A 25,464-nucleotide genomic window follows, 5' to 3' on the forward strand; every position below is an offset into this window, starting at 1 on the left:
TTTTCCGAGGCGACTGCGTCTTTCTGGCCGCAGTTATCACTACGCGGTCATTTGGAAGCCGAGTCCAATTCCGTGTTTCACGGGAACAGATATAGGAAACATTTCCGGCAAGATAACGGCGTTTACCAACAGCCTGTGTGGCAGTTGCAATCGATGGAGATGCCCGTCTCCGCTGATAAGCCTTACACCCTGAATTCAAAACCGTTTTCACTTTCACCACGTTCACGGATGCTACGCGACACGCTTGCCCCCCGGCAAAATCGCCACCCGTGAGAATAGCGAAACGCTTCCTTTGTGGCGGGAAATGGACAAATGTGCCTCTCTCTCACCGCGTGCATAAGGTTGCAGAAATGTGTTGCTAAATCGTCACAATTTCAGGCCGCAAAAAAAGAAAGGCCCGGCAGGGACCGGACCTTTCACTTTTCCAATCAGACACCATTCTGCTTCAGTAAATGGCGTCGATCAGAACTTGACCTTGATGCCGGTTGAGATGGCCGCCACGACGTCGTTGCCGAAGTCGTAACCAGCCTCGTTACCGCAAGTGGCACCTGTACCGCACGGTGCGCCAAGGATCGACGAACTACCCGAGGTCAGCAGACCAACCGCGCCGGCGATCTTGAACTCGATGTTCTTGTTTGGTGAATAGATCAGCTGTGTGCCGAGCATCCAGGTGTCTGTCTGTGTACCGATGACGGTCGAGGTACCACGATCCCAGGTGACGCTGACGGCACCACTCCACTGATCGTTGAACTTGTGGCCAACACCGCCCGAAACGGTCCAACCGTCGCGGTAGAACAAGTCGAGCGTATTGATTGCCGTCGCACCAGGTGCGCAGGTTGCTGTCCCGACCGGGCAGAATGGAACGACCTGGATTTGGCTCCAGTCGGTCCACTTGACGGAACCAAAGGCCAGCCAGTCCGGTGCGATACCAGATTGCAGCTTCAACTCCAGGCTATCAGGCATGGAAACAGCGCCGAATACAGGTACGATACGTCCGCCGAGTGGCTGGATAGGTGCAGGAAGAACCGCGCCGGGTACATTGGTCAGATCGACTGTGCCATTGAGGTCGTGGTCAACTGCACTGTTGTAAACCAGACTTGCACGGAATGCGATTTCAGGGATTTCATAGGCAATACCGGCGCGCCAGCCCCAGCCATCGCCTTTCATATCCAGACGGCCAACACCGGTGCCGGGCAGACCAAAACCTGTCAGGATGTCTGGAGAGACAACCTGGCGCAATTTGTAACCGCTGAGTTCCTGATAGAAACCACCACCAATGATCGAGAAATCACCCTTACCGGCCTCAAACTTCACACGGCAGGTCGCTGCATAGTTATGCGACTTGACCTTGGTGTCGATGTTGTAGCTGGCCCCCTGCCAGATGCCGGGATTGAGATCCGCACCCCAAGGCTGCGAATAATCGAACATGCAGTCGCCGAAGTCACCAATAGACGCCTTCATGCCAATGCGCGGCGACCAGAAACTCTCGGAATCGTCAGCAGTCGTAGACCAAGATGCTGGAAGCGGACCACTTCGAGGTCCATCTACAGCATTCTTTACCTTGCGGTGCGGCATCACAAAGGTGCCGGAAGCATCCAAGGCGTAATCTGAAGGTTCGAACAGAAGGTCGATGTTGTAACCACCGCGCTCCAAACCGCCAGCAAAGGACGGCGATGCAACAATGCTGCCTGCGACGAGGCACAATGCGCCTTTAATAAATCCACGTTTTGCCATCTCTCTCCCCAAACAAGGCAATGTGATGGTGAAACAGTGAAGCTGTTCGCCCAAAATGACAATGCCAGAATTTTGCCTGCTACCTTTAGATTAGCTCAAAAGTTTTACGTAAGTTTTTGATAAACCCAAAAAAAATCAAACCATTTGGGACGAGATTCCAACATAATTAGAATTTTAGACAAAACGCAGAAATAAATTCTACCGAACCCGCAAACTGTAACATTATCACTACAGCTTGGGCATTCGGGAAAATATCGCGAAAAACTGTAACATCCGATACAGTTTTCGACTTTTCTCGAGGTTTGCCAGCCGTTTGACGTGGCAAGACGTGGAATGGGCTCACCGCTCAACCGCGAAACATTGGAGTGTTCGGCCAGCGCGCCAGCACCCTGCTCTTACCAACATCAGACATCAAAAAAGGCGCATCCCTTTCAGAATGCGCCTTCGTTATTCGTTGCTCTGGGCAGCGGATCAGCTGGCCTCGTTAACCCGTGTCAGCGCGGTCTTGAGGTTGGCGATCTGCACTTCCAGCTCGGCATTGCGCTCACGGTCTGCGGCAACAACTTCCGGATCGGCATTGGCAATAAACTTCTCGTTGCCAAGCTTTTTGGCAATACGGTCAATTTCAGCCTCAGCCTTGCCGATTGCCTTTTCGAGACGGGCCTTTTCAGCCGCGACGTCGATCAGGTTGCCAAGCGGCAGGCAGGCGGTTGCCTCACCGACGATGATCTGTGCCGAACCCTTCGGCGCTGCGCTGGCCAGCGTGATGTTTTCTGCACGGGCCAGACGACGAATGGCAGCGTCATGCCGCTCCAGACGCGACTGGGTCACGCCATTGGCACCAACGACAACAAGCGGTGCTGTAGCACCCGGCGGTACGTTCATTTCAGAACGGGCCGAACGAATGCCGGTGACGAGATCAACCAGCCAGTTGATTTCGGCCGCAGCAGCGGTGTCGGTGAATTCTGGCGTTGGCCAAGCGGCATGGCACAGCAGACCGTCACGGCTTTCGCCTTCATCGACCGTATGCGCCCACAACTCTTCCGTCATGAATGGCATGAACGGATGCAGCAGCTTGTAGATTTCGTCCAGAACATAAGCCGCGCACGCTTGTGCTTCGGCCTTTGCCTTTTCGTCGTCACCGCTGAAGACAGGCTTGAGTAGTTCCAGATACCAGTCGCAGAACTGGTTCCAGACAAAGCGGTACAGCGAGCTTGCAGCATCGTTGAAACGATAGTTGCCGATGGCTTCCGTTACCTCATTTGCCGTAACGGCAAGTTCGGTCAGGATCCAGCGATTGATGGTCAGCGTCGTTGTTTCCGGCAGGAACGCCGGATTACGCTTCACGCCATTCATTTCCGCAAAGCGTGTCGCATTCCACAGCTTGGTGCCGAAGTTACGATAACCGGCGATGCGGGCAGGATCGAGCTTCACGTCGCGGCCCTGCGCTGCCATGATTGACAGCGTAAAGCGCAGCGCATCTGCACCATATTCATCGATCAGTTCCAGCGGGTCGATGACGTTGCCCTTGGACTTCGACATCTTCTGACCGTTCTTGTCGCGAACCAGCGCGTGGATATAGACCGTGTGGAACGGCTCAACCGGCACACCAGCGTCATCCTTCATGAAGTGCAGACCCATCTGCATCATGCGAACGACCCAGAACGGAATGATATCAAAGCCGGTTACCAGAACATCTGTCGGGTAATAGCGCGCCAGTTCCGGTGTCTGCTCCGGCCAGCCGAGCGTCGAGAATGGCCACAGTGCCGACGAGAACCATGTGTCGAGAACGTCTTCGTCACGGGTCAGGATTTCACCCGGCTTGAAGTTTTCAAGCTTTTCCTCAACCCAGGCCTTCCATGGACCTTCGTGAGAAATGTAGTGCTGGATCGCAGCCTGCAGGGCTTCTTCTTCCGTCTTCTCAACGAAAACCTGGCCATCAGGACCGTACCATGCCGGGATCTGGTGTCCCCACCATAGCTGGCGCGAGATGCACCATGGCTCGATGTTTTCCAGCCAGTTGAAATAGGTTTTTTCCCAGGACTTCGGAACGAACTTGGTGCGGCCATCGCGAACCGCCTCAATAGCAGGGCCTGCCAGTGTCTTGTTGTCGACCCACCACTGTTCCGTCAGGCGCGGTTCGATCGGCACGCCGCCACGGTCGCCATGGGGCACCATGTGCTTGTGCGGCTCGACCTTGTCGAGAAGGCCGGCATCTTCGAAAATCTCGACGATGATCTTGCGCGCGGCAAAACGATCCTGCCCCTCCAGACGATCCCAGGCGCCGTGAAGTGCTGCGGGATGGTCGAGACCTTCCAGGAAGTCTTCATTGTCCTTGATGGTGACAGTGCCGTCGACATTGAGAATGTTGATCGCGCGCAGACCTGCACGCTTGCCAACTTCAAAGTCGTTGAAATCGTGGGCAGGCGTGATCTTGACCGCGCCGGTACCGGCTGTCGGATCGGCATAGTTATCGGCGACAATCGGGATCTTGCGGCCAACGATCGGCAGGACGACGTGCTTGCCGACGATTGCCTTGTAACGCTCGTCTTCCGGGTTCACCGCAATGCCGGTATCGCCCAGCATGGTTTCCGGGCGGGTCGTGGCAACCACGATATAATCGCGGGTTTCATATTCCGTGGGCTTGCCGTCTTCATCAAAGGCAACCGGGTACTGATAGGTAACGCCCTTTTCCAGCGGATAACGGAAGTGCCAGAGATTGCCCTTCACTTCCAGCTGCTCAACTTCCATGTCGGAAATTGCCGTCAAAAGCTTGGGGTCCCAGTTCACAAGGCGCTTGTCCTTGTAGATCAGGCCATCCTTGTAGAGGCTGACGAAAACTTCCAGAACAGCCTGCGACAGGCCTTCATCCATGGTGAAACGTTCGCGCGACCAGTCACAGGAGGCGCCAAGACGCTTGAGCTGGTTGAAGATCAACCCGCCGGACTCAGCCTTCCATTCCCAGACCTTGTCGATAAAGGCTTCACGGCCCATCTCGCGACGGCCAGGCAGCTTCTGTTCGGCCAGCTTGCGTTCAACCACCATCTGCGTGGCAATGCCGGCATGGTCCATGCCCGGCTGCCACAGCACGTCCTTGCCACGCATGCGCTCAAAACGGATCATAATGTCCTGAAGCGTATTGTTCAGGGCATGACCCATGTGCAACGAGCCGGTGACGTTTGGCGGCGGGATGACAATTGTGAAGGTTTCAGCGCCGGGTGCCGCGTTGGCACCGGCACGAAACGCATTGGCATCGTCCCATGCTTTGGCGATTTTCGGTTCAACCGAAGCGGAATCGTAGGTCTTTTCGAGCATTTCCTGACCTGAAATTTTGAGTTCTTGTATTTGTTTTTAAATAAGGATGGGCGGTAGAGAGTCAACAGAAAGTGGCATATTCAACCAAAACTACTGCCCGACCGGGCGACCATTGCAGCTTCCCGGCATCGGGCATCGCCTTGAAAGCGAAAGAGCCGGCTCAGACGTAACATCCAATCCCGTTCAGGAACAGAATCATGTTCATCCCATACTGAGTCAACAAAATGACCTATCCCGTTGTTTTCTCATATCTGGTGAGGAAATTACACCCCGCAACAGCCAGAAACCAGCGCAACAAAAAAGCCGCCCCGAGACCGGCGCGGCTTTTATTTAACCTTTATGGAAATTAGCGGCGTGGGCCGCGCGCTACGCGCTCGATTTCCTCACGCACCAGACGCTCGACCAGTGTTGGAAGGTTATCTTCCAGCCAGTCCTGCAGCATCGGCTTCAACATTTCCTGCGCCATGTCTTCGATGGAGCGACGCTCAACACCGTTGAACACGTCGGCCAATTCGTTGAACGAGCGGGCAATCTGCGCACCGGCTTCAACGGAAATCAGGCTTGACAGGGCAGATGGCGCCTCGGCAACCGGTTCCGCCACAGGCTCAACAAACTGCACTGTCTCTGCGACGGGCGCAGGGTTTACCACTGGCGCGCTGGTCTCGTGAACGTCGGCAAGCTCAAGCGCCTGCTCGAAGGTTTCTTCGTCCCAGGCAACAGCCGGCGCGCTCTGCACGGCTGGCGTTTCACGAACCGGGAACGGCGAAATGGTCGCCTGTCTTTCTTCGCTGAAAAACGGCTGCGATGGGCGCGAAATTTCGGCTGCGGTATCGTCGATCGAACCACGCAGTTCCGCCATGACAGGGCTCTCATAAGCCGCATGTGCAGCAACAGGCTTTGCATCCGGCTTGTCCTGCAATGTTTCAGCGGTCAGCGCGCTCAAGGCTGGCTCCAGCGTGCGGCCGGTGGCGGCCCTCACCCGGGCTGCAACATCAGCAAGCGACATGGCCTTTTCTGGAACGGGTTGCGCTGCCGCGCCATGGGTCTGGTTTGCAGCTGGCGGCACGTGGGGCGGCGGGCTTGTCATCTCGCCGCGGCGCTCGGCGGATGAAGCCGGGTTGCCAGCCTGCGTGAAAGCGATACCAAAATCGTCGTCGCTCTCATCGTCGTAAACAGGAGGAAGCTTGCCAGCAAAAGCACCGGACGGACCAGGCTCATTGCTTTCGATGATACGGCGGATCGACGCCAGGATTTCTTCCATGGACGGTTCACGCGCTACACTTGGCTGAGCCATTTCTATCCCCGTTTTCCATTGCTATTTATTGGCTGGGGCAAACACGAAACACGCCCCGAATCACCGCTAGTTTATGGCAGTGCGAATCGGAACTGAATGACCCTTTTGACGGGAATTGCCGCGATACACAGATTATTGTTGTGGAAAAACAGAAAAGCCCGGTCAAAACCGGGCCTTTGTTTATCCGTGAACAAGCAGCATCTGCCTGATCAGAATACGAATTCCTTGGCCTTCTGGAAGCCTGGAAGCGGCTTGACCGAGGCGTTGAATGAGGTCGTTACCGAGATGCCTGTGGCGGCGCGGCTGTAGACCGTTGCCTTTGCGGAGTTGCCATAACCAACGACGGTTACAAGGCGGCCACCGTCACGAAGCTGGTCGAGAAGTGCGTCCGGAATAAATTCTACGGCACCGTTTACGAAGATGAGATCGTAAGGTGCTTCGCTGACATAGCCCTTTTCCAGGTCGGAAACGACGGCTGCAACATTGTCATAACCCAGCTTGGCAAGGGTTTCCGTTGCCGCTTCCACCAGCTTTTCATCATTGTCGATTGCAACGACCGAACCGGCCAGTTGCGACAGAACTGCTGAGACGTAACCGGTGCCGCAACCAACTTCCAGAACAACGTCGTCCTTGGTGATGGCGGCCAACTGCAACAGCTTGGCCAGAGGCGAAGGTGCGGTGAGGTAACGGGCCGGACGGCCATCAGAGGCGGGACAGATCTGCACGTTTTCATCGCGGTAAGCGATGGTCTGCTGCGCTTGCGGCACGAATGCTTCACGCGGCACATTCACAAATGCCATGAGCACGGAATGCGACGTTACATCGGTCGTGCGGATTTGGCTATCGACCATGTTCACACGTGCTTTTTCGAAATCCATCATATCGTATCGCCTCAGTAGAAATTCGAAACGAGCGCATAAACGCTGTTTCCTTGCGATACGTCTTAATTGGCGATGCCTGCGCTTTCAAGCGTGCGTGTCGCACAGTGACGATAAAAACAACCGGCTAGCCGATAATTTTTACAAACATGCTCAGATGAGCGGTACGGTGATGTAAAGGCATGTCAGAATAACGGCACCAAACATCGAAACTTCGATCAAACTGTCGCGCATTTAACCAACCCTCCGTGGGACCCTATGTCCTTGAGAAAAAGAACGGACAATGTGAATTTTGGTTCCACGCTCTCGCCACGGAATAGCCACCTGCCCGCCTCTATTCTTAACGTGTGAACATAGCCAGCTCGTGACAGTGCCAACTGCATTACTGACTGCTGGCGAAGTCTTTCCCAACGCGCATGTAAAATAAGCGACCAGCAAACAATCTTAGATTGACTGAATCAGCACCTTCGGCAACCTTACTTAGATAACTGCTAGGTTTGGGGGAGGACCACATGAGCACGATTGAAGAAAGCTTGCGCGCAATTGCAGAGCGCGTGAAATCGCACTCCAGCACGATGGCAACCGAGGAGGCTGTAAAGACTGCTGTAGTCCTGCCATTCCTTCGTTCCTTGGGATACGACGTCTTCGATCCTTCAGAAGTCGTGCCGGAATTTACTGCGGACGCTGTGGGCAAAAAAGGTGAAAAGGTCGATTATGCTATCAAGATCGAGGATGAAGTCCGCATCCTGATTGAATGCAAACCTATCTCTATAGCGCTAGACAAGAAGCATCTTGATCAGTTGTATAGGTACTTCAGCGTGACAAATGCGAAATTTGCAATCCTGACAAATGGTCGAACCTTTAACTTCTACACAGATCTTGAAGCACCCAACAAATTGGACACGCGGCCATTCTTCGTTTTCGACGTGACTGACTTCAATTCTGGCATCGTGAATGAGCTACGAAAATTCGAAAAGTCGGCATTCGATGTTGATGCGATCCTCGCGACAGCGGAACGTCTTAAATACACCTCTGGAATAAAGCAGGTGATATCCAAGCTGATTGAGGAGCCATCTGAAGAGTTTGTACGGATTGTCTCCGCGGGTGTCTATGACGGCAGAATGACAGCACAAGTTCGTGAGATGTTGACCGGTGTCGCACGAACTGCTTTCCGCGAAGTCATTATGGACACAGTGAAAAATCGTCTTTCCAGTGCACTGGCTGATACTGAAGAGGTGATTGAAAAGATTGACGCTCCAGTGGAAGACGAGCCTGAAATCGTGACGACTGAAGAAGAACGGGAAGGCTATATGATCGTCAAGGCAATCGTACGAGACACGATCAGCCCTACTCGCGTGATTATGCGAGATCAGAAGTCATATTGCGGCATATTGATCGACAACAATAATCGCAAACCGCTTGCACGCCTGCATTTCAATAGGTCCATCAAATATATTGGCGTGTTTGATGGCGAGACCGAGGAACGGTTGATTATCGACAGTCTGGATCAGATTTACGAATATTCAGACCGGTTGCGGTCCACTGCGAAAAGGTACGCTGAATAAGTCAAGCGACTACCGCAACCACAAATTCCCAATCCTGATAACCCAGTGCGCGAGAGCGATTGGGTTATTAGCTCAATCGGATTAAGGTACCCGAAATCAGGAAATCGAATCCGATATGGACGACCATTACAACGCAAATTCACACTCTCCTCAGCAAAAAAAGAAGCCTATTTGGCCGTGGCTGTTGCTGCTGGTGGTGACGCTGGTGCTGATTTACGCTTATTTCGTGTGGGTCTGGACGATCGACTACATCTTCTCGGGCGCGAGCGACCTGTTTCACGCGCTTGAATGGGTGCTGAACTTCCTAGACGAACAAAAGGCAGGACAGGATTAGAGGATGCTGGCGTCAGCATTATACCGGACTAATCCGGTCGACAGCATCGAATACCGCTGTTGTCACTCCCAGACATCAACCACAAGGAATGTACCACGGTTTTCGTGACCCATTATCTTGACGGTGATCCAGCAGTCGCCACGCAGGATCATTCTTTGAGCCTCAGCCGACATAGAGCCGTTGTTCAGCATCTCTTCGAGCGACTGACGGTTTTTCGCATCAGAGAGGAACTCGTCACCCTCATCCCCTACGTCTCTGAGGTCATAGACATGATAGTTTGCCCGGTCCTGGCGAATAATCTGCCACGGTTTGGTCAGTGACGTTCCGTTGGAATTGTTAAGGTCGTTTGCGCCGATGTAGGCGGTGTAGGAATCGATTACATCAGCCTTTACAACGCGTGTCTTCGATTGGGCGCCTGCAACGCTGGAACTGGCAAAAAGCACGACGATCAGAGCAATATAGAGTTTCATGTCCGTCTCCTGAGACAAACACTTCTTGGCAGTATGCCTGAGCGTAATCCACTCTTTCCCATGGTAAGGGTTAATGTTCTTCGCCGCTGCAACTGGACAAGCAGCATGTGCGTTTCAGGTTCTCCTCGAAGGAGAGTTAAAGACATGACAGACGTTACAGCCCTACCGAGCCTTGATCTCAATCGCTATCTTGGCCGGTGGCACGAGATTGTCCGCTTGCCGTTGAAATACGAAGACGATGCCGCAACTGACATCACGGCACGTTACTCCCTCAAAGAGAACGGCGCTATTCGCGTTGACAACAGATGTTTCGACAAAGATCAGCAGCCAGCTCAGGCTGTCGGCGAGGCAAAGCCGGTTGACGAGACACATGCAAAGCTGAAGGTCAGTTTTCTTCCTGCCGCCCTGCGCTGGCTGCCGTTTACCGATGGCGATTACTGGGTACTCAAGATCGATCCCGACTATAGTGTCGCGCTGGTCGGCACGCCTGACCGTCAGTTTCTATGGGTTCTGGCACGCGAGAGTTCGATTCCCGCAGAAACGCTGGAAGACTATCTTGCTGAGGCACGCCGGCAAGGCTTTGATCTGACGAAGATGATCATCCCCCGCCACACCGGCCGCGACGTGACCGATGCCATGCTTCTAGAAAAATAGCAGTCAAAGCTTCTTGTGCATCGTCCCGACCGCCCGCGGCACCGTGGGCGCTGACGGCCTTTGCTGACTCCGAAACTGGTAAGTCCAGCTAACCAGCCTGTGCAGCATTAGGCGGGTAATTTAAACGCTCTAACACCGTTACACTCATTGCCGATTGGGAAGGAGATGTGGGGCTTGGTAAAAGATAAGCCCCATTACAGGTTAAGAGCAGCCCCGAACGTGAAGACAGCCTTTCCCGATCAACGCCACTGCTGACGCGCCACGCGCGCAGTTGACCTTGAAAACATGGAAGGTTTAAGACATGACGATCTACAAAATTGCTCGATCTTGGACGATCATCGCGACGCTTGCACTTGCTGCGTCATCGGCCCATGCCAATGCTGGCACGGCGGTCAGCACTGATGTGACAGCCCGCAACGAGACCATCGTAAAGCAGGCATTTGAAGACTGGGCAGAACGAGGGGGAGCTTTCACGCGCGTCGTTTCACCTGATGTCGAATGGACAGTTCGCGGCTCGGGTCCCTACTCGCGCACCTATAGCGGCCTGGACAGTTTCGTAAACGATGCTTCCGCCCCTATTCTGTCGCGGCTGAGTACCCCGCTTAAACCGGTGGTCAAAAAAATCTGGGCGGTGGATGACGACGTGATCGTGCGGTTCGACGCTTCCGCCACGACAACCACCAATGACACCTACAGCAACGAATATCTCTGGATATTGACCATGAAAGATGGCCTCGTTGTCAAATCCGAGGCCTTTCTGGATATGGGGCTCTATCAAGACCTGGTGGACGGCGCCCCTACACGCACCAACTGATCCATCCGTTGGTAAAGAGACGTTGGTTACCCTGCAGCAACTTGGTGTGGGGTAACCAGCGGCGCATCAGAGGCCAGAACCTGCCTTACAACGCGCAAGGCGCCTCCATATAGTATTTCAGGTTCGTCTGCGCTCGGAGCTGTCCAATATGCCTTGCTCTCTTCTGCCATGTAGTCCGCATATGGTCTGTTGCGATCAGCTTTCGCGATCAAGGCAAAATCACCGCAGTAGATGCTGGCTTCGCCGGTCGGTTCCAGCTCGAAAACATGGGCATCGGGCCGGTACTGGCGTTGAAAGGCAAAGGCCATATCGACTGTTTCGAACACAAATACACAATTGAGGCGTGACGGACGTTGAGGGGCAAGTGCCAACCTCGCTGTTTCCAGTGCGACTTCCCACAGTATTATTTCAACGTGAGATACGGCTTTAACTGCGGTTTCGGGACCAAACAAACGGACTGTTGTCCCCCAATTGCCGGGCTCGATAGTAGCGCCCACAGCATGTTCAATACTGCTTACGTGATAATACATTCAATTCCTCAAGGTGGCCCGTGTAATATTTGGACAACCCACGGCATGATCGTATAGCGCAAGGTCTTGCGAGGGGAGTGTCTTTGCGCAAATCCGTATCAGAAGCCAGAATAAAGTCCAGAGGACATTTTCAAGGCAATCGATTATGTGAGAAGGTCTGTTTATTCATGAAAATCATACAAAAATTCTCGATTCCTTAAGTACTGTTGCAATCATCAGAAAAAATTTGAGCAAGGCAAAGAGTTCGAGGCCGCGACGCCAGTGGACCGCCAGAGTTAGCAAAAGGTTTGCCTGCCTCTCCCAAGTGTAAAACCCGTCTCGGCTGCTTAATGCGCGCCATGACACTGCCGCCACGCTTTTAGCTTTTAGCCGCCGACACCACTTGGACGGGTCGCATTTGTCAGGATGCCACCTGATCGGCACAACGGAGCTCTGCCGCCCCCCTTCCCGAATGACAACTCGGATTTCCCTTGCTATTGTCACGCAAAGCGCGGCTATCTTTTGCTTTGAAGAGGAGATTCGAATGGCCAAGGGTCAAGTTAGAAGCAACAAAGAAGTACGCAAACCCAAGAAGGATAAGGCTGCACCGGTCGCCGCCGCTCCTACTCTGGGTGCACGGGCTGTAGAGGCCAGCAAGCAGAAGAAGCCGCAGTAATCCTGCGCCACAACGCTCGCATCAACTGATCGTTCAACCGGCAGCGCAAGGTGAACCCCAGCACTGCCGGCTCGCGTCAATCGTTGCAGCTGTTTGCGGCCTCGGCTATCGTTCTGAAGCCGCGTCTCCTACACTTACTGGAAGAATTATCCTGAAATGCCCTAATGGCAATACTGAGCTGAAGCGCAGCGGATTCAGCTGTTTCCTTTGAACCATTCGCATAAAGGCTGTCAGTTTGCTGCAAATAATAGAGGTTGGTTGCGATATCTCTGAATATCAAATGGCGGAGCACGGCTTCGTCCGTATGGCTCCAGATCTCATGTTTTTCAAACATATGATGTCACGTCTTGCGACGTTTTTCTGAGGGGACTTCGAACTTCCTGGGCGATATTGCCGTGTTCGGAAATCAATGGCCCAGTTGATGTATCTGTAATATTGAGACCGATAACGGTCGGGTCTTTTAATCAGTCGCAGCCGATGCTCGAGAAGCCTGTACTGCGTTAAATAGTTGGTCAAGCAGGATATCGGCTTCCCGTCTGGTTGCACCCACACGGGCTCTAAAACCACGGATTCGAAGGCCATTCAAAATCTCATTCATGGCGCTGTTTAGAATCCGGAATTCATTGAGTGTCAGATCGACGGTCGCTCTGTCAGGTTTGTTTTCAATGTTACGCATGTAAATTCCCGTTGATGATGGTGATGATAGAGTTTCGGTTAGAAATGTTCGTTGTTGGAATGACTGCACGGCAAGCCAAGATCACAGACATTCTCGCAACAAACAGTCTCTCTTCAGGTCCACTGAAACCAACAGGGCATAAGTCAAGCATCTGATGTGATTTATAAATATTCGGAAATTTCCCGAATTTGAATCACGGCAGAGATTTCGAGTTGTACGAAGAGAGGTCCTTCACTCTCTTGGAGTTCAATCAGTCACAACCGGTCTTCGGCAGTCCTGTATCGCGAGTTGAACCTCTCTGAAAAGCGTCAAAAACTCACCCATGGTCGTACCCACACGGATGCTAATGCTGGCATCGCCGAGTGCATCCAGAGTTTCGTTGATCGCATTTTTCAGAATTGCAAGTTCATGCAGTGTTAGTTCGACGGTTGCGCCGTCAGGCCTGATTTCAATATTGCGCATATAACTATCCCCTTCATGTTGAAGATAAACAGATGTCGATAAGGGATGTTCGTTGCCTGAATATCTGCGATCCAAGAGACGGTCGCAGAGATGCAAACAACGAACGGCGCTGGCCAACAGATGACTGAGGCAAGCAGTTTTGGATTTTTTTTGGGAATTTTTCGCGTTCAGGGCGGATAAAGTTTATCGCGCCGACTTATGAAACTGCGAGTGACATGCGTGGCTTTGGTGCCAACGAACTGAGTCAATTAAGAGATTTTGGAGGCCTCGCCCGGAATTGAACCGGGGTACAAGGATTTGCAGTCCTCTGCGTCACCACTCCGCCACGAGGCCATCGCTAAGCGTATTTTGTTGTGGTTGCCGGGGTTTAGAATAATCCTAAACGATGTGCAAGAGGGTCGTTTTGAATATCAGCTTTTTTTATTTCGAATAATGGTTTTTAGCCTCACCGCACCCAGACGCCACCCGTTCGGTTGTTGTCCCTATTATTTTCAACCTACAAATTCTTAAGGTTTTGTGCCTATTTTCCAGTTTCACACAAGGATGAGCGTTCACTTATTAAGCGCGATTAAAAACGCGAGGTTGAATGGCATACGATTGGGATGGCGGACGAACGCGCCGCGTCCGCTATATAAAAATACTCCTGCTGATTGCGATCGCAGGGTGCGTAGCGTTACCGCTACTGGCGTCTTTCTAAATAAAAGAGTGGGTGGTGAGTGTTTCTCACCACCCTTTTTTTTGCCTTACCGTTCCGCCCAGCAGAAGAATTTCGATGTCTGGCCGATCCCGGGGTTCAACACGTTGGCCGGATCGAGCGAGCGGTAGAAAGCCCTAAGTTCAGGTTTGGCCTTATAGAGGTGACCAACATTGTGTTCGGCCGGATATTCGGCACCACGCCGGTCCAGCAAGTCCCACATTTCATGTTCGATGGCGATCGGGTCATGCCCCTTGCGGACGATATAGTCCTGATGGAAGACATGGCAGAAGAAGTGGCCGTAATAGAGCTTGCTGATCAGCTTGCCCTCTATCGATTCTGGTAGGGTTTCCAGCCAGTCGTCGTCGTTACGGCGCAGTGCAATGTCGAGGGCGACAATGTCCTCCACCGAACTGCGATGGGTATCGCGGTACCGGATGGCGGCACCGGCAATGGCGAAGCGGTGGAGAAACGCCTTGCGCCCCTCCTCTGCATCACATTCGAAGAAGTCACCTTCCCGGTTGGCAAAATAGCTTTGCAGAAAGGCCTTGGTTTCCGGCGCACTGTCGAGCGAAACCTTGAGCAGCAAATGGTGGTCGAACCGCTTGCGAAACTCCCGCATGCGTTTTGGCAGATGGCTCGGCAGCAACGCCATGACGGCCTGCAGAATATGGTCGGTCGCACCACGCAGTTTGAACCCTTCAAAAAACGCATCGACCCGGCTTTTCAGCGCAAAGGCGGCCGGCACCTTGTCCGTGCCGAAACGGTCGATCAGCAGGAAGGTGTCCTTGCCGTATTTTTCGCCGATATCATAAGCGTCGCGGTGAATATATTCACCGGCAATCGGCAGCGTATTAAAGGCGGTCAGCATATGGCGACGCACCGCCGTCAGGTCTGCCGTATCGTTGGAGCCGATGTAAAACACCGCGCTCTTTTCCATCGGAAACGTGTCGAGCCGCACGGCAAACAGGACCAGCTTGCCGGCAGAACCGGACGCCTCGAAATGGCGGGTCACATCGGCATTGAAGCGGGCCGGTGTTGGCGCATCGACCTGGCGCACGTGCTGGGCATAGTTCTGGTCCGATGCGACGAGCGTCGGATCATTGACGATATCGTCCGGGCTGTAGGCGCCCTTTTCCAGCCGTGACAGAATATCTTCCGGGGCATCACCCAGCTTAACGCCGAGGTGATTGACGAGGTGCAGTTCACCCGCCTCATCCACCTGGCCATAAAGAGCCAGCTGGGTATAGGCCGGTCCGCGTCGCACCAGCGAGCCGCCGGAGTTGTTGCAGATGCCGCCGAGCACCGAGGCACCGATGCAGGATGAACCGATAACTGAATGCGGTTCGCGCCCCAGCGGTTTCAGTGTCTGTTCCAGCCGGTCGAGCGTCGCGCCGGGCAGGCAGATAACCTGCTTGCCGTCATTGATCACCTGAATGCCCTTCAGGCGCAGTGTCGACACGATAACGATCTCGCGGTCGTAATCATTACCGTCAGGTGTCGAGCCACCGGTCAGGCCCGTATTGGCGGCCTGCATGATGACGATTCGTCCAGCGGCAACGGCGGCCTTGACGACCCGCCACTGCTCCACCAGCGTTCCCGGCTGCACCACGGCCAGCACGTTACCATCACCAAAACGGTGCCCCTTGCGGAACCGGCGGGTCGCCTTGGCGGCGGTCAGCACGTGGCCTGCCCCAACAATACCGCCAAATTCGCGCAACAGGGTTGCGGCGTCAGTGTTCAGTGCATGCATCAAAGCTGCCTCATTGCCTTTACCAGCAGGTCAGACGAAATGTCGGAGATGGATTTTGCCCCCGTCAGCGTCATGGCAACGCGCATTTCTTTTTCGAAAAGATTGAGAAGGTTGAGAACCCCCTCCTCACCGGCGGTGGCCAGCGCGTACACAAAGGCGCGGCCAATCATTACCGCATCGGCACCCAGTGCCAGCATACGCACCACATCGAGGCCCGAGCGAATGCCGGAATCGGCGAGGATCTTAATGTCGCCCTTCACCGCGTCAGCAATGGCTGGCAAAGCGCGTGCGGACGACAGGACACCATCCAGCTGGCGGCCACCGTGGTTGGACACCACAATGCCATCGGCACCAAAGGTCACGGCATCCTTGGCATCATCCGGGTCAAGAATGCCCTTGATGATCATCGGGCCTTTCCAGAATTCACGGATCCACTCCAGATCCTTCCAGGAAATCGACTGATCGAAATTGGCGCCAAGCCAGCCGATATAATCAGCCAGGCCGGTTGGTTTGCCGAGATATTTCGAAACGTTGCCGAGATCATGCGGTTTGCCGTTGAGGCCCACATCAAAGGCCCAGCGCGGATGGGTGACCGACTGCCAGTAACGGCGAAGTTCGGCATTGGGGCCGCTCATGCCGGAATGGGCGTCGCGGTAGCGGGCGCCCGGCACCGGCATATCCACCGTAAATACCAGCGTTTTCACACCGGCCGCGACCGCACGGTCCAGCACGTTTTTCATGAAACCGCGGTCTTTCAGCACATAAAGCTGGAACCACATCGGGCGGTCGATTTCCGGCGTAACTTCCTCGATCGGGCACACCGACACGGTGGACATGGTGTAGGAAATGCCCTTTTTGGCCGCCGCACGCGCCGCCTGCACCTCGCCACGGCGGGCATACATGCCGCTCAGGCCAACCGGTGCCAACACAACCGGCATGGACAGCTTGTCGTCCCACAGCTGTGTGTTGATGCTAAGATCAGACATGTTTTTCAGCACACGCTGGCGCAGCTCGACGTCGGAGAGATCGCTGACATTGCGGCGCAACGTATGTTCGGCATAGGCACCGCCATCGATGTAATGGAACAGGAACGGCGGCAGCCGGCGTCGTGCGGCCTCGCGGTAATCTGTAGACGCAGAAATAATCATGGTGTTACCCCCTCACACTACCTTGGTAAAATGAGCGCGCTAGGCGCGCTTCGTCTTCGTCGATGGATTTCAACGATGAATGGACAAAATCGATATGAACATGTGCCGCCCGGCGGGCGCGCTCGCCGTCACCGGCCAGAATGGCATCGCGCAATTCCCGGTGCTGTGATGAAAGCGGTTCGGTGACTTTCGGTATGACGTAGAGCTTTTCAAGGTTCTGCGAAATATTGGCTTTCAGCAGATCAAACAGCCCCTTCATCACTTCAATCAGCACCAGATTGTGCGAGGCGTCGGCAATGGACAGGTGAAAGGCGGCATCCGCCTTTGCCAGTGCCATCGAATCGTCACTGCCCTGCAGGCTGATCAGAGTTTCGAAACATTCGGAGATTCGAGCCTTGTCTTCATCCGTTGCGCGCAAAGTGGCATGGTAAGCGGCAGCCCCTTCCAGCGCGTGGCGAATTTCCAGCACGTCAAACCGGTAAGCCGGATCGCTGGCAAACAGCCGTGACAGCGGATCGACAAGTGCATTCTGCGACCAGCCGCGTGGCGGCTCCTGGACATAATTGCCACCACCGGTGCGGCTTGTCAGACGGCCTTTGCTGGCCAGTTGCTGGATGGCTTCACGCAGCGACGAGCGCGACACCTTCAGTTCCAGTGCCAGTTGCCGTTCGGCCGGCAGGCGATCGCCCGCTTTCAGCCCGCGTGCGCTGATCAGCACCTCGATCTGTTCTGCAATGGCATCAGACAATCGAACAGTTTTCATATGGGTTTCATCGCCTTAAAATTGGTCCGACCAATAAACCAATTTTATTTAAAGCAATGCCCCTGCCCTTGTCCAACAAAAACATTCGTTACGACGTATGATCTCCCGCAGGCCGCGCATTTACCGCGACTGACCGCCTGATCCTGAAAATCCCAAAACAAAAAGCCGCCTGTCTTGTTCAGACAGGCGGCGATTTTCAGCAGGCTGTATTAGCGATTAGGAAGCGAGCTTTGCAGCCAGCTTGGCAATGTGCGCGCCCTGGTACTTTGCGCCTTCGAGTTCGATGGCCGAAGGCTGGCGCGAGCCGTCACCATCGGTGATGGTCGACGCACCGTAAGGCGAACCACCCTTGATTTCATCAACACCCATCTGGCCCTGGAAGGCGTATGGCAGACCGGCAACGGCCATGCCGTGGTGCAGGAAGGTTGGGATGAAGCTGAGAATGGTGGATTCCTGGCCGCCGTGCTGGGTCGCTGTGGAGGTGAATACCGAACCGAGCTTGCCCACCAGCTTGCCGTTGAACCACAGACCGCCAGTCTGGTCCCAGAAATTGCGCATCTGCGAGGCAACTGTGCCGAAACGTGTGCCGGCGCCAACAATGATCGCATCATATTCAGCCAGTTCATCAACCGTTGCGATTGGTGCGGCCTGATCGAGCTTAAAGTGCGAGGACTTGGCAACGTCTTCCGGAACCAGTTCAGGTACGCGCTTTACGACAACGTCTGCACCGGCAGACTTTGCACCTTCCGCCACAGCATATGCCATGGTTTCAATGTGGCCGTAGGAGGAATAATACAGAACCAGTACTTTTGCCATTTTCTCGGTTTCCTTTGCTTGGGGGCCGAAGACCCGTTTAAGAAGTTGTCGCAGCATAATCCTGCCGCTCATCAATTAGGTGACAAAGATGTAGCCCGGATACTGCAACCTCACCAGCCGATCACATCAAGACGCACTGTTCAATGATGTTGAACGCTTTTTGTCTTGCATTCACTTTTTCGTAGCAATGACGCGCTTGCATTCCATCGGCATCGCGCTACGTTCTACAGACACAACCGCGGATTTTTCATGACCACTGCACCCGTTTCCGTTACCGCCGCCATGCTTGCCATTGGCGATGAACTGCTCTCAGGCCGCACCAAAGACAAGAATATTGGACACCTCGCCGATGTGCTTACCCTGTCGGGTATCGACCTCAAGGAAGTGCGCATTGTCGCAGATGAGCAGGATGCCATTGTCGAGGCATTGAATGCCCTGCGCAGCCGTTATGATTATGTCTTTACATCGGGCGGAATTGGTCCGACCCATGACGACATAACCGCCGATGCGGTGTCCGCAGCCTTTGGCGTGCCGTGCGTGCATGAGGCGGAAGCCATGCGCCTGCTGGCCGATATGTACCGCGCCCGTGACATGGAATTTACCGAGGCCCGCCAGCGCATGGCGCGTCTGCCTCAAGGTGCTGCCCATATCGCAAATCCTGTTTCGACCGCCCCCGGTTTCAACATCGGCAATGTCTATGTGATGGCCGGTGTGCCGCAGGTCTTTCAGGCCATGGTGCATAATGTCGTCCCGCACCTGAAAACCGGTGTGAAGCTGCTGTCGCAGTCGGTTGCCAGCCCATACGGCGAAGGCGATATCGGCACGGCACTGGGCGAAGTTCAGAAAAACCATCCTGAAACCAGCATTGGCTCCTACCCTAAATATGACGGGCAGCGATTTTCGACCGAAATCGTGGTGCGCGCTCGTGATGCGGCGGTACTGCATGCGGCAGCGCAGGCGGTTTCAGACATGCTGGAAAAGATCGGACGTGAAAAGGCTGCCGCCAGCACGTGAACCGTTAAGTGCTTTGGCGCGTTATCTTTTCACCGGACCGAAAGACGGTGACAACTTGATCAGGATCAAGGCGACATATTTCGAGAAGGACCAGTCTCAAGACACTTGAGACGCATACCATTGAGGAGATCGTCATGAGCTACAAAACAATTCTGACCGTTCTGGACAGCACTCAAAACGCAGCAAAGGTTAGTGAATTCGCCATTGCTCTGGCGAACAGGTTCTCGTCGCATGTGATTGGCCTGCATATGGAAACCATGGCGGCTGTACCCGTCGTTGCACCCATGGAAATTCCCGATCCTGCCTCCATTCAGGCTATTCAGGATATTGCGCAAAAAGAAACAAAGGAAATTGCCCGGATTTTCGAGCAAAAACTCTCGGAAAATGGTGTGTCGCATGAGTGGCGCAGCTTCGTTTCCTCGGTTGGTTATACCTCGGCATCCGCTGTCGACAGCGCCCGTTGCGCCGATATCGTGATTGCCGGACAGAGCGATTCGTCCAGCCTTTCCGACAGCCGTTCCGATATTGAAAGCTTTCTGTTTGAAAGCGGCCGCCCGGTTCTTTTGGTGCCTTATATTCTCACCGAACCCAAACCGATCAAGCGGGTGCTGATTGCCTGGAACGGTTCACGCGAAGCAACGCGCGCGGCCTTTGATGCCCTGCCGTTCCTGAAAGAAGCAGAAAGCGTCGAGATCTTCACGGTTGATCCGCCGGAAACCGCGACGCAGTCACCGGCTATGGCTGGTGCAGAACTCGCAGCAACCCTTGCGCGCCACGGCGTGAAGGTGACCGTGGCCACCAAAGCGACCTCAGGCACGCTTTCGGCCCATGCGGCGATTGAAAACCGCCTTTCGGATGACAGTATCGATCTGCTGGTCATGGGTGCCTATACCCATTCGCGCTGGTGGGAAATGTTGTTTGGCGGTGTGACCCGCACGCTTCTGGATTCGATGACCGCGCTGACGCTGCTGTCGCGTTAAAGCTTCAAGTCCCCACCAGACCGAATAGAAAAAGGGCGGCAATTTTGCCGCCCTTTTCCATTGTTATCTGCCGTTTGATCAGTTGGTCTTCTGGTCAACGGTGATGCCGAGTGCGGCAGCCGACGCGCGGAAGATATCGGTGTTATCAACGTAAACCTGGCTTGCAGCAGGAACGTGGTAACGGGCCAGACCATCATGCGGCTTGGCATTCTTGGTGAAAAAGTCCGAACCATTGCCCTTGGCGAAAACCGGAACCAGCTCGCGTGTGTGGGTGTCGGAGTTCCAACGCACCAGCGGCATGGCGCCAGCGCCCTGGTTGATGATGTCGGAATAGGCTTTGCTATCGGAATCCGGTCCCTGCAGCAGGCCATTGCCGTGGTCGGTGGTGACGATGATCATGGTTTCATCGAAAGAGCTGTTTTCTTCGATCCATTTGACGGCCGCTTCAACGGCTTCGTTGAATTCGATCTGCTCTTCAATGATGCGTGGCAGGTTGTTGGCATGGGCCGCCCAATCCACCGCGCCGCCCTCGACCATCAGGAAGAAACCGTCTTCATCCTTGGAGATCAGGTTCAAGGCTGCCTTGGTCATGGTGGCCAATTCAGGCTGGTTCTCCAGCTTGTCGCCAAAACCAACGCCGCTGCGGTTGAACTGGGTGGTCGCGTTGTTCTGAACGGTGCCGATGACCTTGGTCTTGTCATCGAGGTCAAGCGAACCGGCTGCCAGAGCTTCAAAGTCAGCCTTGGTTTCAATCAGCTTGTAGGCGGTTTCGCCAGATTTCAACTTGTCCCAGATGTCTTTGCCGCCAACGTAACGATAGGCCTTCTCATCCTTTGGCTCGACTGCCTTGCCGTTATTGTCGAACAGCGGGTGGCCGGACCCCATGACAACGGTTGCGAGACCGCTTTCAACGATTTCCTTGCCAAGGGCGGCATATTCATTGCGGCTTGCATTATGGGCAAGGAAACCGGCCGGTGTTGCATGGCTCCACTGAACGCTGGTGACAACGCCAAGGGCGCGACCACTTTCAACGACATATTCGCCGATGTGCTTCAGCTTCTCGTCGTTGTTCGACCAGTTGATGGCGTTGTTGTAGGTTTTTACGCCGCTGGCCAGAGCCGTGGCAGCGGCAGCACTGTCTGTGTAATAAGCGCGGGTATAGTCATATCCGGTGAAATAACCGGGATAGTTACCAAGCGAACCTTCAAACACGCTGTCAGACTTTTCCGACTTCCAGAGTTCGGCAGGATCGAACGTCACGGTGCCTTCGGCAGATTTGGTCGGGGTGTTGGAAGTGTTGAGCGGATGCGTGGACGAGAACACCTTCACGTCGAAATCGTCATACACTTCATGGCCCAGCGCGCCGTGGCGATAATAGCTGGCGGCGTGCCATGTGTTGATCCCTGCGCCATCCGAAATCAGCAGAATGACGTTCTTTGCCGGCTGATCCTGCGCAAAGACAGGCGTCGTCAAAGTTGTACCAATCACCAATGCGGCGACAAATTTGCTAAAAATACGCATTTTTTCTTCTCCTGCGGGAATTAGGAAACAGGAAAGCAGCTAGTGTAATTTTATAACAGCTGTGTGAAACGAACCAGGCGACCTGTGGAAAGCTTGATTTTTCAGCGTTGTTGCCGCTATTAGCGAAAGCCATCAACACAACACGCTCATGGTGGCTTTTCTCATGTCTTCTCTCCCCGATAAAGCTTTCCCCGTTTCATGGGATCAATTCCACAGAGATGCGCGCGCACTTGCATGGCGCCTCGCAGGTCTGAGCCAGGATTTCCGCGCTATCGTCTGTATTACGCGCGGCGGCCTGGTACCTGCCGCAATCATTTCGCGCGAACTGAACATCCGTCTCATCGAGACGGTTTGCATCGCGTCTTACCATGATTACGTCAATCAGGGTGAGATGAACCTGCTGAAAGGCATTTCGCCTGAACTGACCACCGAACAGGGCAAGGGCATTCTGGTGGTGGACGATCTGACCGACACCGGCAAGACCGCTTCGGAAGTTCGCGACATGTTGCCACAGGCGCATTTTGCCTGTGTCTACGCAAAACCATCAGGCGTGCCGATGATCGACACCTTCGTGACCGAGGTCAGCCAGGACACCTGGATCTATTTCCCATGGGACATGGGCTTCTCCTATCAGGAGCCAATTGCCAAGGGTTCGCGCGGCTGATCCCAAGTCATTTCATGTCATGCCATGACATCTCAAAAGGCTGCGCTTGGCGCGGCCTTTTTTGTTTCAGCCATTCGGCTCCAGCAGCACCGGACCAACACTGTTTTCACCCAGCACGTCACCGGGGTTGCGCAAGGGACACTCGTCGGTGGACAGACAGCCGCAGCCGATACAGCCGGTCAACTGGTCGCGCAGCCGTATCAGCCGGGCAATACGGTCATCAAGGTCTGAGCGCCAATCTTCTGCCAATTGCTGCCAATCCCTTGAGTTGGGTGTTCGCTCATCCGGCAATGCGCCGAGCGCGCCCTGTATTTCTTTCAGTGGAATACCGGCACGTTGCGCAACTTTTATAATGGCTATGCGGCGCAGCACATCACGCCCGTAACGCCGGTGGTTGGCACTGGTGCGCCAGCCCTTGATCAGCCCTTCCGCCTCATAAAAATGCAAGGTGGACACGGCAACACCGGCGCGTTCCGCCACCTCGCCCACACTCAAGTCCCGCATAATCGGCAATTGCCGAAGTTTTTTTGTCATCACTATTGACCTCAACCTTACTTGAGGAATTACCACACGGATTATTCAACACCAAAGGATTTTCCATGACTGACAAAACACTTTCCATCCGCGTCATTATTGGCAGTGCCCGCTCCGTGCGTTTTGCCGATGTGATGACGACCTGGGTCAATGAGCAGCTGGCGGCAATGCCGCATATCAAGGTTGAGGTGCTGGACCCGCGTGAACTGAACCTGCCGCAAGGACATTGTACGGATGTGGAGCCGGCGAGAAGACTGCGCGAAAGCCTCAACTCAGCCGATGCCTTCATCGTCATCACGCCGGAATATAATCGCAGCTACACCGGCGCGCTGAAGATCCTGATTGATTCCGCCTATGAGGAATGGAACGCAAAACCCGTCGGCTTTGTTTGTTATGGTGGCATTTCCGGCGGCCTTCGCGCCGTCGAGCAGCTTCGTCCGGTGTTTTCCGAACTGCATGCGGTGACCACACGGGATGTGGTCAGCTTTGCCAATCCCTGGAAAAGCGTTGGCCCGGATGGACGGCTGGATGCCGGCACCTCTGCGACAACCGCATTCGAGACCATGATGGCCAAGCTGCAATGGTGGGCCTACACGCTGAAACAGGGACGTGAGGTGACGCCTTACCGAAAGACTGCATAATGAAAGAGCACAGCCTTGCCCTGAAGGGCACCTTGTTGTTCGTGGCGACCCTGACCATCATGGCCGGCACCACGGTGGCACCTTCCCTTCCCGCCATTGAGCAGACCTTTGCCGGTACAGAGCATGTCGCGCTTTTGAGCCGCATGGTGTTGACACTGCCGGCGATATTCGTGGCGATGTCGGCACCCATTGCCGGCATTCTGGCAGACCGGTTTGGCCGTAAGAAGCTGCTGATCATCAGCATGGTGCTGTATGGCTTCTCCGGCATGTCCGGCCTTCTGGCCGACAATCTGTTTTTCCTGTTGGTTGGCAGAGCCGTTCTCGGGTTGGCGATTGGCGGCATCATGACCGTCGGCACCACGCTGGCTGGCGATTATTTTACCGGCACCGAGCGGGAAAGCTATCTTGGCCTGCAACAGGCATTCACGCAATTTGGCGGTGTTGCTTTTGTGGTGACCGGCGGTATTCTAGCCGATATTCACTGGCGGGTGCCTTTTGCGATCTATGCCGCCTCGTTCCTTATTCTACCTGCAGTACTGGCATTTCTGAGCGAGCCGGCCAAAAAGACAGCACCATCAGGGGGCCCGGCAAAAGCTGTGGTGTCCGCAAACTGGTCGCAGGTGCTGTTGCTGGCACTGTCGACCTATCTGATCAATGTGCTGTTTTACACCGTGCCATCACAGCTGCCGTTTTTCCTGCGGCATCTGGAGATCAACAGTGCCAGCGCTATCGGCTATGCCATTGGCACCTTCAATCTGGCTGGCGCGCTCGTTGCTATGAGCTTTGGCCTGTTGCGATCGCGTTTGGCGGTGCCTGGCATTCTTGCTGGTGGGCTTGCTCTCATGGCAACCGGCTTTCTGATGCTTGCGCAGGCAAGTGGCATGGTCTCGGCACTGGTTGCGCTGTGTGTGCTCGGCACGGGACTTGGTGTGGTGATGCCCAGCATCATGTCGCTGACAATCAAGATCGCACCACCTGCCCTGCGCGGCCGCATTGCAGGACTGGTCACGGCGTCGATGTTTCTCGGGCATTTCACATCACCGCTTGCCAGCCAACCCTGGATCGGCTGGTTTGGTTTCGAGGCGCTTTACCGCGATATCTCCATTGCATTTGCAGCCATGGCTGTCATCGCCATCGCCGCCGCTAGCGTGCGGCGCTGGGCTGTGTGAAATCCGCGTAACATATCTGCCCTCAGGACACGCGTTCTGAGGGCATTTTTCTGCTGACGAAATATCCATAGATCCGGCCCAGCCCCTAGCCCTAGTGGTGCCGAGAGAATCAGCCAACCACCGCTGCGACAAAAAAATTTGCCTGCCCGCAAATATTGTTTGAGACAAATGTGATGGGGTCGCCATGGCAAAGTGTGGTGCTTTTGGTGACAGACAAGCGAAAACTTCACTTATCTGCGCTTTTCTGGGCAGATCGGCATTTTCGCGGTTTTTGGCAAAAAACTGGGGATGGAATTGCCGTCAAAAATAGCTGTAACAAAATGTGACATTTTAAAGATAGCCCAGTAAATAGGGCTTTTCGCGGGTTCACGTGCAGTAAGGCGCTG

General features: G+C 54.4%; 24 protein-coding genes and 1 tRNA gene. 10 read left to right on the forward strand and 15 right to left on the reverse strand.

The window, feature by feature from the left end; genetic code table 11:
* Window positions 1-462 precede the first annotated feature (462 nt).
* The 4 genes from HGO37_RS06950 to HGO37_RS06965 all read right to left on the reverse strand — a co-directional run bounded on the left by HGO37_RS06950 (window position 463) and on the right by HGO37_RS06965 (window position 7,224).
* Complete coding sequence (locus tag HGO37_RS06950; protein ID WP_250982709.1) at window positions 463-1,734, reverse strand: OmpP1/FadL family transporter; 1,272 nt, start codon at window positions 1,732-1,734, stop codon at window positions 463-465.
* A gap of 471 nt (window positions 1,735-2,205) precedes the next feature.
* The gene (locus HGO37_RS06955) at window positions 2,206-5,049 is read right to left on the reverse strand and encodes a valine--tRNA ligase (RefSeq protein ID WP_250982710.1); all 2,844 of its coding nucleotides are present in this window, start codon (window positions 5,047-5,049) and stop codon (window positions 2,206-2,208) included.
* 346 nt (window positions 5,050-5,395) lie between these two features.
* Complete coding sequence (locus tag HGO37_RS06960; protein WP_250982711.1) at window positions 5,396-6,343, reverse strand: PopZ family protein; 948 nt, start codon at window positions 6,341-6,343, stop codon at window positions 5,396-5,398.
* Window positions 6,344-6,552: 209 nt separating this feature from the next.
* On the reverse strand, window positions 6,553-7,224 hold the full coding sequence (locus tag HGO37_RS06965) for a protein-L-isoaspartate O-methyltransferase family protein (RefSeq protein ID WP_250982712.1): 672 nt from the start codon (window positions 7,222-7,224) through the stop codon (window positions 6,553-6,555).
* A 509-nt stretch (window positions 7,225-7,733) separates the two neighbouring features.
* On the opposite strand from HGO37_RS06965, the gene HGO37_RS06970 reads away from it, so the two are divergent.
* Window positions 7,734-8,786, forward strand: a complete 1,053-nt coding sequence (locus HGO37_RS06970; RefSeq protein WP_250982713.1) for a type I restriction endonuclease — start codon at window positions 7,734-7,736, stop codon at window positions 8,784-8,786.
* Between the two features lie 115 nt (window positions 8,787-8,901).
* Complete coding sequence (locus tag HGO37_RS06975) at window positions 8,902-9,120, forward strand: hypothetical protein (RefSeq protein WP_250982714.1); 219 nt, start codon at window positions 8,902-8,904, stop codon at window positions 9,118-9,120.
* Window positions 9,121-9,182: 62 nt separating this feature from the next.
* Here HGO37_RS06975 and HGO37_RS06980 read toward each other — a convergent pair whose 3' ends face one another.
* The gene (locus tag HGO37_RS06980) at window positions 9,183-9,590 is read right to left on the reverse strand and encodes a hypothetical protein (protein WP_250982715.1); all 408 of its coding nucleotides are present in this window, start codon (window positions 9,588-9,590) and stop codon (window positions 9,183-9,185) included.
* Window positions 9,591-9,734: 144 nt separating this feature from the next.
* On the opposite strand from HGO37_RS06980, the gene HGO37_RS06985 reads away from it, so the two are divergent.
* The gene (locus tag HGO37_RS06985; RefSeq protein WP_250982716.1) at window positions 9,735-10,244 is read left to right on the forward strand and encodes a lipocalin family protein; all 510 of its coding nucleotides are present in this window, start codon (window positions 9,735-9,737) and stop codon (window positions 10,242-10,244) included.
* Window positions 10,245-10,545: 301 nt separating this feature from the next.
* On the forward strand, window positions 10,546-11,058 hold the full coding sequence (locus tag HGO37_RS06990) for a nuclear transport factor 2 family protein (protein WP_250982717.1): 513 nt from the start codon (window positions 10,546-10,548) through the stop codon (window positions 11,056-11,058).
* Between the two features lie 26 nt (window positions 11,059-11,084).
* Here HGO37_RS06990 and HGO37_RS06995 read toward each other — a convergent pair whose 3' ends face one another.
* On the reverse strand, window positions 11,085-11,588 hold the full coding sequence (locus HGO37_RS06995; RefSeq protein WP_250982718.1) for a DUF2441 domain-containing protein: 504 nt from the start codon (window positions 11,586-11,588) through the stop codon (window positions 11,085-11,087).
* 523 nt (window positions 11,589-12,111) lie between these two features.
* Here HGO37_RS06995 and HGO37_RS26350 point away from each other — a divergent pair.
* On the forward strand, window positions 12,112-12,243 hold the full coding sequence (locus HGO37_RS26350; RefSeq protein ID WP_256435694.1) for a hypothetical protein: 132 nt from the start codon (window positions 12,112-12,114) through the stop codon (window positions 12,241-12,243).
* A gap of 460 nt (window positions 12,244-12,703) precedes the next feature.
* On the opposite strand, the gene HGO37_RS07000 is transcribed toward HGO37_RS26350, so the two are convergent.
* The 7 genes from HGO37_RS07000 to wrbA all read right to left on the reverse strand — a co-directional run bounded on the left by HGO37_RS07000 (window position 12,704) and on the right by wrbA (window position 18,555).
* Window positions 12,704-12,919 carry a hypothetical protein gene (locus HGO37_RS07000; protein WP_250982719.1) on the reverse strand — a complete coding sequence of 72 codons (216 nt, stop codon included), beginning with the start codon at window positions 12,917-12,919 and terminating at the stop codon, window positions 12,704-12,706.
* 246 nt (window positions 12,920-13,165) lie between these two features.
* Window positions 13,166-13,381, reverse strand: a complete 216-nt coding sequence (locus HGO37_RS07005; protein ID WP_250982720.1) for a hypothetical protein — start codon at window positions 13,379-13,381, stop codon at window positions 13,166-13,168.
* A 259-nt stretch (window positions 13,382-13,640) separates the two neighbouring features.
* Window positions 13,641-13,714: transfer RNA gene (locus HGO37_RS07010), tRNA-Cys, on the reverse strand.
* Window positions 13,715-14,124: 410 nt separating this feature from the next.
* Entirely contained in the window at window positions 14,125-15,828 is a 1,704-nt protein-coding gene (dld, locus tag HGO37_RS07015) for a D-lactate dehydrogenase (RefSeq protein ID WP_250982721.1), read from the reverse strand.
* Window positions 15,828-16,976 (reverse strand): FMN-dependent L-lactate dehydrogenase LldD, encoded by a 1,149-nt coding sequence (gene lldD / locus HGO37_RS07020; protein WP_250982722.1) that lies wholly within the window; start codon window positions 16,974-16,976, stop codon window positions 15,828-15,830. The genes dld and lldD overlap by 1 nt, the downstream gene beginning before the upstream one ends.
* Window positions 16,977-16,980: 4 nt before the next feature.
* On the reverse strand, window positions 16,981-17,739 hold the full coding sequence (lldR, locus tag HGO37_RS07025; protein WP_250982723.1) for a transcriptional regulator LldR: 759 nt from the start codon (window positions 17,737-17,739) through the stop codon (window positions 16,981-16,983).
* A 216-nt stretch (window positions 17,740-17,955) separates the two neighbouring features.
* Window positions 17,956-18,555 (reverse strand): NAD(P)H:quinone oxidoreductase type IV, encoded by a 600-nt coding sequence (wrbA, locus tag HGO37_RS07030; protein ID WP_192487654.1) that lies wholly within the window; start codon window positions 18,553-18,555, stop codon window positions 17,956-17,958.
* A gap of 249 nt (window positions 18,556-18,804) precedes the next feature.
* Between wrbA and HGO37_RS07035 the strand changes: the two genes are divergently transcribed.
* Window positions 18,805-19,569, forward strand: coding sequence for a competence/damage-inducible protein A (locus HGO37_RS07035; protein WP_250982724.1), 765 nt, complete (start codon window positions 18,805-18,807; stop codon window positions 19,567-19,569).
* A 134-nt stretch (window positions 19,570-19,703) separates the two neighbouring features.
* On the forward strand, window positions 19,704-20,549 hold the full coding sequence (locus HGO37_RS07040; protein ID WP_250982725.1) for a putative universal stress family protein: 846 nt from the start codon (window positions 19,704-19,706) through the stop codon (window positions 20,547-20,549).
* 78 nt (window positions 20,550-20,627) lie between these two features.
* Here HGO37_RS07040 and HGO37_RS07045 read toward each other — a convergent pair whose 3' ends face one another.
* The gene (locus HGO37_RS07045) at window positions 20,628-22,070 is read right to left on the reverse strand and encodes an alkaline phosphatase (protein WP_250982726.1); all 1,443 of its coding nucleotides are present in this window, start codon (window positions 22,068-22,070) and stop codon (window positions 20,628-20,630) included.
* A gap of 163 nt (window positions 22,071-22,233) precedes the next feature.
* Between HGO37_RS07045 and gpt the strand changes: the two genes are divergently transcribed.
* A complete protein-coding gene (gene gpt / locus HGO37_RS07050; RefSeq protein WP_250982727.1) occupies window positions 22,234-22,734 on the forward strand; it encodes a xanthine phosphoribosyltransferase in 501 nt (166 codons plus the stop codon).
* A 66-nt stretch (window positions 22,735-22,800) separates the two neighbouring features.
* Here gpt and soxR read toward each other — a convergent pair whose 3' ends face one another.
* Window positions 22,801-23,268: a redox-sensitive transcriptional activator SoxR gene (gene soxR / locus HGO37_RS07055; RefSeq protein ID WP_250982728.1), complete on the reverse strand. Its 468-nt coding sequence runs from the start codon at window positions 23,266-23,268 to the stop codon at window positions 22,801-22,803.
* A gap of 65 nt (window positions 23,269-23,333) precedes the next feature.
* Here soxR and HGO37_RS07060 point away from each other — a divergent pair, with 65 nt between their 5' ends.
* Window positions 23,334-23,909: an NADPH-dependent FMN reductase gene (locus HGO37_RS07060; RefSeq protein ID WP_250982729.1), complete on the forward strand. Its 576-nt coding sequence runs from the start codon at window positions 23,334-23,336 to the stop codon at window positions 23,907-23,909.
* The gene (locus HGO37_RS07065) at window positions 23,909-25,078 is read left to right on the forward strand and encodes an MFS transporter (protein ID WP_250982730.1); all 1,170 of its coding nucleotides are present in this window, start codon (window positions 23,909-23,911) and stop codon (window positions 25,076-25,078) included. Before HGO37_RS07060 ends, HGO37_RS07065 begins: the two co-directional genes overlap by 1 nt.
* Window positions 25,079-25,464 lie beyond the last annotated feature (386 nt).

This window comes from Rhizobium sp. CG4, from assembly GCF_023701965.1.
Classification (GTDB): domain Bacteria; phylum Pseudomonadota; class Alphaproteobacteria; order Rhizobiales; family Rhizobiaceae; genus Agrobacterium.